8 protein-coding genes are annotated in these 10,321 nt (G+C 69.3%); 5 read left to right on the top strand and 3 right to left on the bottom strand.

Annotated elements, in window-relative coordinates:
• A partial coding sequence (locus AB0J64_RS49225) for a protein kinase (RefSeq protein ID WP_364043604.1) occupies window positions 1-1,491 on the bottom strand: 1,491 nt, incomplete at its 3' end.
• A 279-nt stretch (window positions 1,492-1,770) separates the two neighbouring features.
• Between AB0J64_RS49225 and AB0J64_RS49220 the strand changes: the two genes are divergently transcribed.
• Window positions 1,771-2,961 (top strand): esterase-like activity of phytase family protein, encoded by a 1,191-nt coding sequence (locus tag AB0J64_RS49220; protein WP_364043601.1) that lies wholly within the window; start codon window positions 1,771-1,773, stop codon window positions 2,959-2,961.
• Window positions 2,962-2,999: 38 nt separating this feature from the next.
• The gene (locus tag AB0J64_RS49215) at window positions 3,000-4,400 is read left to right on the top strand and encodes a hypothetical protein (protein WP_364043598.1); all 1,401 of its coding nucleotides are present in this window, start codon (window positions 3,000-3,002) and stop codon (window positions 4,398-4,400) included.
• 41 nt (window positions 4,401-4,441) lie between these two features.
• On the opposite strand, the gene AB0J64_RS49210 is transcribed toward AB0J64_RS49215, so the two are convergent.
• Entirely contained in the window at window positions 4,442-5,494 is a 1,053-nt protein-coding gene (locus AB0J64_RS49210; RefSeq protein ID WP_364043595.1) for a LacI family DNA-binding transcriptional regulator, read from the bottom strand.
• A gap of 150 nt (window positions 5,495-5,644) precedes the next feature.
• Entirely contained in the window at window positions 5,645-6,631 is a 987-nt protein-coding gene (locus AB0J64_RS49205) for a hydroxyacid dehydrogenase (protein ID WP_364043592.1), read from the bottom strand.
• Window positions 6,632-6,960: 329 nt separating this feature from the next.
• On the opposite strand from AB0J64_RS49205, the gene AB0J64_RS49200 reads away from it, so the two are divergent.
• From AB0J64_RS49200 to AB0J64_RS49190, 3 genes are read left to right on the top strand one after another with little or no spacing between them, the layout of a single operon-like run.
• Window positions 6,961-7,857: an ABC transporter permease subunit gene (locus tag AB0J64_RS49200; protein WP_364043589.1), complete on the top strand. Its 897-nt coding sequence runs from the start codon at window positions 6,961-6,963 to the stop codon at window positions 7,855-7,857.
• Window positions 7,854-8,720: a carbohydrate ABC transporter permease gene (locus AB0J64_RS49195; RefSeq protein ID WP_364043586.1), complete on the top strand. Its 867-nt coding sequence runs from the start codon at window positions 7,854-7,856 to the stop codon at window positions 8,718-8,720. The genes AB0J64_RS49200 and AB0J64_RS49195 overlap by 4 nt, the downstream gene beginning before the upstream one ends.
• Window positions 8,721-8,748: 28 nt before the next feature.
• Window positions 8,749-10,320: a DUF3502 domain-containing protein gene (locus AB0J64_RS49190; protein WP_364043583.1), complete on the top strand. Its 1,572-nt coding sequence runs from the start codon at window positions 8,749-8,751 to the stop codon at window positions 10,318-10,320.
• Window position 10,321: the final 1 nt, after the last annotated feature.

Here is a 10,321-nt window from a genome sequence, read left to right as displayed (position 1 = left end):
GGGCTTGCCCTTCAGGGTGGCGGTGGCGACCGCGAGGACGGCGCCGGTGTGGCCGGTGAGCGGGGTGCCGATGGGGCGGCCGGTGGTGAGGTCCCACATGCGTACGGTCTTGTCGTCGCTGCCGGTGACCGCGACGGGCTTGCCGTTCACGGTCGTGGTCGCCACCGCGCGCACCCAGTCGCCGTGACCGGGCATCGGCGCGCCGATCGGCTGCGCGGTACGCGCGTCCCACTGCCGGACCGTTCCGTCCTCGCTGGCGGTCACCATGACCGGGCGCCCGGCGACCGTGGCCGTGGCGACGGCGGTGACCGCCGCGAAGTGGCCGGTGGGATGCCAGCCGATCGGGGCGCCGAACCCGGCGGCGACCGTCGTGGAACCAGGAGGCGTCGCCGGAGGCGAGACCAGCCGGGGCACCAGCACCACGCCCGCCGCGGTGAGCGCCGCCAGCACCACTCCCGCGACGGCGAGCCGCCCCACCTTCTTGCGGGAGCGCAAGGTCGGCGGTGCGCCGCCGGTGGGCTGCGAGATCGGGTCGTGGAAGGCCGCGCGGACGGGGCGGATGGGGCCGGGGACCGAGTCGGGCGGCGCGAAGGGCGCGACCACGGGGACGGAGGTCTCGCGTTCGGCGGGCCACGGTGGCGGCTGATCGCCCGTGTTGGGCTGCGTGGAGGGGGCGATCGGGGGAGCGGGCAGCTCGCGTACGGCAGTCCAGGACTGCGGCTGATCGCCCGCGATCAGGGCGTTGAGCACCTGGTGCGCGGTCGGCCGTGCCTCCGGCTGACGCACCAGGCAGGAGGCGATGATCGAGCGCAGCGGCTCGGCGATCTCCCCGAGATCGATCTCGTCCTGGCGCAGGGTGATCGCCATGGCCGCGATGGTGCTGCCGCTGAAGAGCGGCCGCCCCAGCGCCGCGAAAGTCAACGTCAGGCCCCAGCTGAACATGTCGGATGCCGGGCTCACCCGCTCGCCCGCGAGCTGCTCGGGAGACATGTACGCGGGCGTGCCCAGGACCCCCGTGACAGTCACCGTCTTGTCGCCGAACGAGCGGGCCACACCGAAGTCGATCACGTAGGGGCCGTCCGAGCCGAGCAGGACATTGCTGGGCTTGAAGTCCCGGTGGACGATCCCGGCGTTGTGGATGGAGACCAGCGCCGTGGAGGTGTTGACGGCGAGCCGGGTCAGCGCCGAAGCCTCCAGCGGCCCCCTGGCGAGGACATGCTGCTGGAGCGACTCGCCCGCGATGTACTCACTGACCATGTAGAGGCGGTCGTCGTGGACCCCGTGGCCCAGCACGCGCACCGTGCAGAACGAGGCCACCTTGGACGCGACCTCGATCTCGCGCTGGAAACGCAGCCTGGACTCGGTGTCGGAGGCGTCGACGGACGTCATTATCTTGATCGCCACTTGCCGGTCGTCGTCGTCGTCGACCCCGAGCAGGACCGTTCCCTGCCCACCCTCGCCGATCCGGCCCGTGATCCGGTACCGGTCCACGGACCTGGGATCTCCGGGCCTGAGGGGCTGGATGTCCGGCACAAGACTCCTGGGCGGGGACGGATGTGGGTGACTCTGATCATAGGGCCACAAACTCCGCCAAGGCAGAGACGACGCCCTGTGTGGTCGCTGCCTGGTGGCGGCGGGTATGTCCGACAAATGCGATACGCCTGCTCCAGTGCGACAGCTCTCACCAGCCCCGACCGGGCGACCAAAGGTGAACGCTGTGTGCACGTTGTGTTGGGAATCGCGTCATATGACACCTCTAGCCTGCCCGGCATGAAACGCATCCCTTTGGCGGTGGGCTCCGCCGTGCTCGCCCTGAGCCTCGCCGCCTCGGCCGGTCCCGCGTCCTACGCCGACGCCGACCCGGAGGGCTCGGGCCGGGCCACGCTGACCGGGTTCGCCTCGCTCCCGGCGCAGACCTTCGTGCCCGGCAGCGAACCGTCCGGATCGCAGATCGGTACGACCCCCGTCAACGGGGTCACCCCACCCTTCCCCGGCCAGCCGGTCCAGGGGTTCAGCGGCATCGTCCGGCGTGGTGACGGCACCTTCGACGTGCTGTCCGACAACGGGTACGGAGCCAAGAACAACAGCGCCGACTTCCTGCTGCGCGTGCACCGCATCAGGCCGGACTTCCGCGCCGGCACCGTGCGGGTGCTGGGCGGGTTCAACCTGTCCGACCCGGACCGGCGGGTGTCCTGGCCGCTGACCAGGGCCGATCGGATGCTCACCGGCGCCGACTTCGACGTGGAGTCGATCGTGCGGGCGGACGACGGCACGTACTGGCTGGGCGACGAGTTCGGACCGTTCCTGCTGCACTTCTCGGCGAGCGGCACGCTGCTGGAGGCGCCGATCGAGCTGCCCGGCGTCAAGGCGCCCGAGAACCCCACGCTGAACGGCGCCACCCCCAACCTGGCCGGCAGCAAGGGCTTCGAGGGCATGGCCCGCTCCGCGGACGGGCGGCGGCTGTATCCGCTGCTGGAGGGGACGGTCAGCGGCGACCCCGCGGGCACGCTGCGGATGAACGAGTTCGACGTGCGCAAGCGCGCCTACACCGGCAGGCGCTGGACGTACCGGCTGGACAGCCCGGCCAACGCGATCGGCGACGCCATCGCGGTGGACGACCACCGCTTCCTGATCATCGAGCGGGACAACAACCAGGGCGACGCCGCCGCGCTCAAGCGCGTCTACCTGGCCGACACCCGCGACCGCGACCACGACGGCGCGCTGGACAAGACCCTGGCCGCCGATCTGCTGGACCTGGCCAACCCGAAGGGGCTCGGTGGGTTCGGGGAGACGTTCCGCTTCCCGTTCCAGACCATCGAGGACGTGGTCATCCTGGACGACCGCACGATCGGGGTCCTCAACGACAACAACTTCCCGTTCTCGTCGGGACGGACGCCGGGTCAGCCGGACAACGACGAGTTCATCACGGTCCGCCTGCCCTGGCGCCTCCACGCGCGCTGACGCCCCTCGAAGGAATTTTGATGCGAATCGTCCAATTAGTGACTGCCTCGGTCGCGGTCGCCGCCACCGTGGCCGCGCTCGCCGCGCCGGCCATGGCGCGGACAGCGGACCAGGACCCGGCCGTTCAAGGCCGGCAGATCAAGATCGGCCGTGACCACCCCGACGTGCGGGTGCCGTTCGTCGTGAAGAGGTCCGGCGAGGCGCTCGTCGACCTGACCGCCGCCGCGCCCGGCACCGACTGGGCCGTCAAGGGCGCGGAGTCGGCGGTCGTGTCGATCTTCGTCGACAACCGCTACGCCACCGACCTCGTGGTCTCCGGGGACCAGCGGCTGTCCCGGCAGCTCGCCCTCGGCGCGCTGAGGGCAGGTCCGCACCTGCTGCGCCTGCACTTCGCCGACGAACGGTCCGCGGCGGGGAGCGCTTCCGTCCTGCTCGACAGGGTGAAGGTGACGACGTACGCGCCGGGCGGCAGCGACTACCTGGCGCTGCGCTACGCCCCGGTCGTGTACGGCCGCAACCTCTCCGACCTCGGCACCCCCTATCAGAACGCGACGACCGACACGCCGCTCATCGCCTGGCACGAGGCCAAGCCGGGGACGGCGCCGGGCCGTACGAAGCTCACGTACTCCGTCGTGTGGAGCAACGAGGACGGCGGGACGAACACGCCGGCGCTGATGGCGCGCTGGGGCCGTACCACCGACATCGAGTGGGTCTACGACGTGGAGGTCGACGAGCGCGGCAACCGGGTGCCGGGCAGCGACACCTATCAGGCCGCCAACCACCAGACGCTGCGGTTCGCCGGCCGGTACGAGGGCGACCACGCCCTCCTGGAGACCTGCACCAGCAACAACAACATGTGCGACAAGGTCAGCGATCCGATGAGGTTCTTCCTGTCGCCGCTGCGGACGCGCCCGGCCGACCAGCCCCGCGAGCACATGATGGACACCGACCCGTGGACCTACCAGATCATGGCCAAGGAGATGATCAGGGAGGGCAAGATCGAGGCCGCGTCGGAGACGGCGCCCGCCACGCCTGAGGTGAGCGACCAGCGGAACTATCTGTACGTGGCGATCAAGAAGACGACGGACCGGCCCAACACGGGCTCGTCCTGGGTCGGCGTCTCGATCGGCGTGCGCCTCAGGAGCGGCGGCACCGTGTACCTGTCGAACCATGTCGACCCCACCTGGTCCATCCAGCGGGACGACCCGGCGGCGACCACGGTGGAGCTGCCGCCGGGCACGACGGCCGACGACATCCAGGAGATCACCGCCAACCGCGTCGTGGTCGGCACGGACAACGGCGCAGTCGTGCACGTCACCGGCGTCAAGCGGGGCTTCTTCCTGGGGCAGGACTACCTTCCCCAGCAGTCCTTCCTCACCTGGGACGGCGACGTGACCGTCGACGCCGGCACCCCGTCCGCGGTGATCTGGCGCCGCTGACCGGCCACCGGCCGCGCCAGAAAGCACGGTCACTGGCCGCGCTAGACAGGAGTGACGGTCCGCTTGCCGACCGAGCCGCGGACCACGATGTGGGTGCCCAGGACGACGTGCTGCGGCTGGCTGAGGTCCAAGGCCAGCCGCACGGCGGTGCGGCCCAGCTCCTCCGTGGGGATGTGCACCGTGGTCAGCCCGGGCACCAGGTCGGCGGCGAGCGGGATGTCGTCGTAGCCCGCGACCGACACGTCCTCGGGCACCCGCACGCCCGCCTCGCGCAGCGCGGCCAGCACGCCGGCGGCGACCATGTCGGTGCCGGCGAAGATCGCGGTGAACTCCGCCCCGACCGCCAGCAGGCGCTTGGTGGCCTCGTAGCCGGCGCTGCGGGAGAAGTGGCTCGGCAGGATGAGGTCAGGGTCGTACGGCACGCCGTAGTCCTCGTGCGCGCGGCGGAAACCGTGCACGCGGTCGATCTTGGTGGTGTTCTGGTCCTCGGCGGTGGCGGCGCCGAGGTAGACGATCCGGCGGTGCCCGCGGGAGAGCAGGTGGCTGGTCATGGCGTAGGCGCCGGCCTCGTTGTCGTACTCGACCACGGTGGTCGGCACGTCGTCGCCGAGCGGAGGACGACCGCACAGCACCAGCCGCGAGCCGGCCTTGTCCAGGGCGTGCGCGAAGTGCGTCATCCGACGGCGGTAGGCGTCGTCGGCCGAGCCACCGCCGACCAGGATCACCGCGTCGGCCCGCTGCTCGCGCATGGCCTCCACCACCGTCAGCTCGCGCGCCGGGTCGCCATGGGTGGTGCAGACCAGGCACAGCCGGCCTTCGGCGGTGGCCTGCTGTTCGACGCCCTTGGCGACGTAGGCGAAGGACGGGCCGGTGACGTCGTCGAGCACGAACGCGACCATCTTGGTGCTGGCCCCGGACAGGGCGCGGGCGTGCACGTTGAGCACGTAGTCCAGCTCGCGCATGGCACGCAGCACGCGGGTGCGGGTGGCCTGCGCGACCGGGTAGTCGCCCTTGATCACCCGGGAGACGGTGGAGGCGGAGACCCCGGCCCGGGCGGCGACGTCGCGGATGGTGGCGCGCTCGGAGTCATCCACGGCAGCCGCCTTCCGCGGCGTCGCCTCCTGTGCGGCGTGCTGTGGCGTTCCCGGCTTTCGTGGCAAGGCGCACCTTTCCTCGGGCGGAGCAGGGCAGCTCGATTGTCGCGGACGGCGCGCTCCCGCGCCACACGGGGGCGCACCCCCACATCAGGCCACGCGGTCCAGGTCGTCGTGGTTCACGGGGTGGGCCAGCGGCAGCCCGGCGGTCAGCCGTTCCAGCTCGTCCACCACGACGGCGCCCATCCGGGCCAGCTCGTTGCCGTGCGAGCCGGCGATGTGCGGAGTGAGGAAGGCGTTGGGCAGGTCGAACAGCGGCGAGGCGGACGGCAGCGGCTCGGGCTCGGTGACGTCGAGGATCGCCGACAGCCGCCCGGACTTCAGCTCGGCGACCAGCGCGTCGGTGTCGACCAGGGACCCGCGGGCGGTGTTGATCAGTACCGCGCCGTCCGGCATCAGCGCCAGCCGTTCGCGGTCGAGCATGTGCCGGGTCTCGGAGGTGGCGGGGGCGTGCAGGCTGACGATGTCGCTGCTGCGCAGCAGCTCCTCCAGCGACGCCTGGGGTACGCCGGGAACTCGGGTGTAGGGGTCGTACAGACACAGGTCCAGGTCGTACGGTGCCAGCAGGTCGAGCACCTTGCGGCCGATGCGGGAGGCTCCGACGACGCCGACCCGGCGGCCGTTGTTGCCGATCCCCTGTTCGATCTTGGCCAGGGTGAAGGCGCGGTCACGCCGGTAGCGCTCGCTGAGGGCGAAGACCCCCTTGCCGGCCAGCAGGATCATGCCGACGGTGTACTCGGCCACCGGGACGGCGTTGGCCGCGGCGGCCGACGAGACCAGCAGGCCGCGTTCCCAGCAGGCGGGCGTGACGAGGCTCTTCACCGAGCCGGCCGCGTGCAGCACGGCGCGCAGGCGGGGGGCGGCGGCGAGCAGTGCCTCGTCGAGCGGCGGGCAGCCCCAGCCGGTGAGCAGGATCTCGGTGTCGGCCAGGGGCAGCCGCGGGTCGTCGAAGCGCTCGGCCACCAGGGTGACGTCGATGTCGGCCAGCGTGTCCAGCCGCCGCAGCAAGGGCGCGGGGAAGAGCAGGGCGAGATGTTCCTCGCTCATGGCGAACAGCGCCTTCGGGCGTGGGGACACAGGGAGAGCCCTCCATTCGGATAGAGACCGGTTTCTAAAGTAGAAGCACAGCTTCGCACGGTCAACGGTCCGGCTTGACCGATCTCCACGAGCGGACTACCTGGATCTCTGGCTGTCCAGCGAAGATGTGTAACGTCTCCGTAACGCAGCCTTGAACGTGTCCGCCGGTCGGACGTAGCGTTCGCAGCGACCGGTTTCTATCGGATCCACCTGCTGCCGCCTCAGACGGGACTTCGGTGATGAGCACGCTACAGACGAGGCAAGAGCCTCAGACGGGACCGCCCACAGGGCCGCCGCCCAGGCGCCGCGACCGGCGCAAGGCAGCCCGCGTGAGCTGGTCGATCGGGCTGCTCGCGCTCCCGGCGGTCGTCTTCTTCCTGGTTTTCAACTACCTGCCGATGACCGGCCTGGTGGTGGCGTTCAAGCAGTTCGACGTCAACCTGGGGATCTTCGGCAGCCCGTGGAACGGGCTGGAGAACTTCGCCTACTTCCTGGAGTCAGGGGACGCGGCGCGGATCCTGTTCAACACGCTCTTCCTCAACGTCCTGTTCCTGGCCGCGACGCTGGCCGCCGGGATGATCCTGGCGATCATGCTGAACGAGATCCGCAGCACCTTCTTCAAGCGGGTCTCCCAGTCCGTCGTCTTCTTCCCCTACTTCGTCTCCCCGGTCGTGATCAGCATCATCCTGCAGGTGCTCCTGGCCGGGGCCTCCGGCGGCGGCGGGGCGGTCAACGACGCACTCGGGGGCCTCGGCTTCCCCACGGTCGACTGGTACACCGAGCCAGGACCGTGGCCGTGGATCCTCACCGTGGTGAAGGTCTGGCAGCTCGGCGGCTACCTGAGCGTCATCTTCCTCGCCGCGATCACCGGCATCCCCGAGGAGGTCTACGAGGCCGGGATGATCGACGGAGCATCACGGGCGCAGATGGCCTGGCGCATCACCCTCCCGCTGCTGAAGCCCACCGCGGCGGTCCTGCTGGTGCTGGGGGTCGGCCGGATCTTCTACGGCGACTTCGGCACCATCTACGCGATCGTCGGGGACAACGGCACCCTGTTCGACAGCACGGACGTCATCGACACCTACGTCTTCCGCGCCCTGCGCCAGCTCGGCGACTTCGGCACCACGGCCGCGGTCGGCCTGTTCCAGTCGGTCGTGGGTTTCATTCTCGTGCTGATCGCGGTGCTGATCCAGCGCAAGTACTCGAAGGAGACCAGCATCCTATGAGCGGCAAGAAGCTGGAACCGTTCACCGTCGTCAGCATCATCGGCGTCTCCTTCGCCGTGCTGGCCTGCGCGATCCCGTTCTGGATGATCATCTCTGGGTCGTTCACCAGCGAGTCGGAGCTGGCCACCACCGGGTACAGCCTGTTCCCCGCGGCCTTCGACCTCACCGCCTACAAGATGATCTTCACGGGTCCGGCGGTGCTCGACGCCTACTTCGCCAGCGTCTTCATCACGGTCGTGGGCACGGCCCTGTCCCTGGCGGTGACCTCGGGGCTGAGCTGGGTGATCGCCCGCCGGTTGCCCGGCATCAGCCGGCCGCTGACCGTCTTCGCCTACCTGCCGATGCTGTTCTCCGGCGGCCTGGTGCCCCTCTATCTGCTGGTCACGCAGTACCTGAACCTGCAGAACAGCTACTTCTCGGTGATCCTGCCGCTGCTGGTCATGCCGTTCCTGGTCTTCGTCCAGGTCAGCGCCTTCCGCCAGCTGCCGGAGTCGATCTTCGAATCGGCCAAGATCGACGGTGCGGGCGAGCTGCGCATCTTCTTCACGATCGCGATTCCGCTGTCCAAGCCGATCCTCGCCGTCGTCGGCCTCTTCTACGCCGTGCACTACTGGAACGACTGGTTCATGGCGCTGCTGTTCATCGACGACGTGCACAAGTTCCCGCTCCCGCTCGTGCTGCAGAACCTCATCTCCAACATCTCGTTCACGCAGATGCTGCCGCAGCTGGCCGAGGCGGCCACGCCCGTCTACCAGCTCCGGCTGGCTCTCACCGCCGTCACCATCGGCCCGATCCTGCTCGCCTACCCCTTCGCCCAGCGCTACTTCGTCAAGGGCATCACCCTCGGGGCCACCAAGGGCTGATTCCGCTCCCCCCACCTCAGGAGTTACCGTGTCCCACCACCTCATGTCGCGGCGCCGCCTGCTGGCCACCGGCGGCGGCCTGTCCCTCGCCGCCCTGCTCGCCGCCTGCTCGGACGACTCCCAGAAAGCGCAGACCACCGGCGCCGCCGCGAGCGGCGGCGCGCTCGCGCTGAGCCTGCTGCTCCCCGGCGACCTGCCGGCCGGCTGGGACGCCGTCCTGGCCGAGGTCAACAAGAAGCTCCAGGCCGACCTGGGCTTCACCATCAAGCCGCAGTTCATCCCGTGGACCAACTACGGCCAGCAGGCGCTGCTCAAGTTCACCGCGGGGGAGAAGTTCGACACCGCGCTGCAGGCACGCTGGCTCAACATGACCCAGCTGGCGGCCAGCGGCTCGATCGTCGAGCTGAGCAGCCTGCTGTCCAGCGGCAAGTACCCCAACCTGGCCGCCACGATCGACCCGAAGATCATCGAATTGAACCGGTGGAGCGGCAAGCTCTACGGCCTGCCCCAGATCAACTCGGTTGCTCGCTTCCACCACTTCAGCATCCGCCAGGACCTGGCGGAGAAGCTCGGCATGAGTGACATCACGGACTTCGCGGGGCTGGAGAAGTTCTGGTACGACGTCAAGCAGAAGAACAAGGACATCATCCCGATCGGGATCAGCTCCCGGATGCCCAAGCTGCTGGTGGCGTGGAACCCCGTCGGCTGGCTCAACCCCTCTATGTGGGACAACCCCACCATGAGCATCGCCTCCTTCACCGGTGACTCGCTCAACTTCGTCCTGGCCGCCGACGGCAAGCAGACCGGCTCGTCCAACCCGGTCCCGTGGTGGGAGGCCCCGGGCATGGTGGACGCGTTGCGCCTGGTCCGGAAGTACTACCAGGACGGGCTGATCAACAAGAACGCCCTCACCCTGGACTCCAAGGCGCTGGACTCCCAGTTCAAGGCCGGCCGCGTCGCCACCATGTGGGCCATGACCGACGGCCTGTCCTCCACGGCGCTGCCCGAGCTGACCAAGAGCGTGCCGGGCGCGATGATCGCGAACGTGATGCCGCTCAAGGGCGGCGAGAACGCCAAGCCGTACCAGACCTTCCAGAGCGACAACTTCGTCGTGCTCAACGCCAAGGGCCAGAGCAACGAGAAGGCCATGCAACTGCAGGACTGGGTGTCGATCAAGGAGAACCACGACCTGCTCAATTACGGCATCGCCGGCAAGGACTGGAACCCCATCGGCGACGACAAGTACGAGAAGCTGTCCACCTACACCTTCCCCGGCTTCGCCCTCGCCTGGCGAGCCAAGCTGGAGCGCCGGGTCAAGGACATGACCGAGTCCGAGACCAAGTGGTTCGACTGGGCGCAGGACATCGACAACTTCACCGTCGACCCGTACGCCAGCTTCGTTCCCGACCCGGAGCCGATCAAGCGGGAGAACACCCAGGTCACCGCCGCCATGACGCAGTTCGCCAACCCGCTGTTCCTCGGCGCGGTGGACGTCGACCAGGGGCTGGACAAGCTGAAGAAGGCGCTGGACAGGGCGGGCCTGGCCAAGGTCCAGGCGGAGATGGCCAAGCAGGCCGACGCCTACCTGAAGGGCCAGTGAC

The sequence above is a fragment of the Nonomuraea sp. NPDC049695 genome (assembly GCF_040674955.1).
In the GTDB taxonomy this organism is placed as follows: Bacteria; Actinomycetota; Actinomycetes; order Streptosporangiales; family Streptosporangiaceae; genus Nonomuraea; species Nonomuraea helvata.
This window is presented reverse-complemented; position numbering and strand designations above follow the sequence as displayed.